The organism is Flavobacterium bomense (assembly GCF_003970355.1).
Genome location: NZ_RYDJ01000293.1, coordinates 1 through 1,016 on the forward strand (window position 1 = coordinate 1; position 1,016 = coordinate 1,016).

At 31.1% G+C, this 1,016-nt stretch carries 2 protein-coding genes; both read right to left on the reverse strand.

The features are described from left to right. Window positions 1–540: DUF5687 family protein (locus EKL98_RS17410; protein WP_233589525.1), on the reverse strand; the 540-nt coding region annotated here is incomplete at its 3' end. A gap of 149 nt (window positions 541–689) precedes the next feature. Next, window positions 690–1,004, reverse strand: coding sequence for a GIY-YIG nuclease family protein (locus EKL98_RS17415; RefSeq protein ID WP_126563272.1), 315 nt, complete (start codon window positions 1,002–1,004; stop codon window positions 690–692). Window positions 1,005–1,016 lie beyond the last annotated feature (12 nt).

Consider the following 1,016-nt stretch of genomic DNA (forward strand, 5'->3'; position numbering starts at 1 on the left):
AAAACCCGCTATAATCACCACGGCGGCTAAGAAAATGGTAAACACATTGTCTTTGTTGGTCAATATAATATTCAGGAAATTATTGCTATAAACCAAGGCAGCCATTGCCAAATGCCACAGCATCACACTCAAAACATCGTAACCTTCGACTAATAAAACAATCGAAAAAGGCAAAAAGAAAAAAACGTGTAGAAAATTGAAAAAAGACAACATCGTTTTTCCTATCGAAAAGTTAACAATTGTAGGTCTTGTAAAAGGTAAGGACAACAACGGTCGAATATTCATCACAGGGATTTTTTGCAACAATAATCGAATGCCCAAATCCAATAAAAAATAATAAATCAAATATTTGTTTACTTCCTGCAACGGATCGAGATGCATTTGTTGTAATCCGTAAAATGCACCAATTCCAGCCATTAAAAAAATACCTGTGTACAAAACGGATACAAAACCCAAAATAATTTTCAGTGCCAAATTAGTTCCAAACGAAGCCGACCGGGTAAAAGCCTTCCATTCGAGATAAAGAAATTTTAGAATCATGATAATTGTGGTTTGGTTTTGTAATTAGTTGTTAAATGTAAGGAAATGTTACAAAATAGCTTTTGAAATTTTAAAAAAATCACTTCAGATAAACAGGCTTTAAGTTCACTCCTTGTATTTGTCTTGCTGAGGAACGAAGCATCTCCATTTTATTCTTCAAACAAGTTATGAAGAAAATTTAACTCGGGATTGATTGTTTTTATCAGTATGATCTTCTTGTCTTTTTTCCATCCTTTAATTTCTTTTTCTTTGGCTATAGCCATTTGTATCCAAGTAAACTTTTCGAAATATAACAAAAAATGAACGTTATATTTGGCTGTAAATGAGTTTGGATTTAAGGAATCTTTATGCTGTTGAAGCCTGATTTTCAAATTATTTGTAACACCTGTATATAAAACGGTTTTAGCTTTATTTGTTAAAATATAAACATAATAAGTATGATACCCTTCTTGAAATTCTATCATTTAATTTTATTA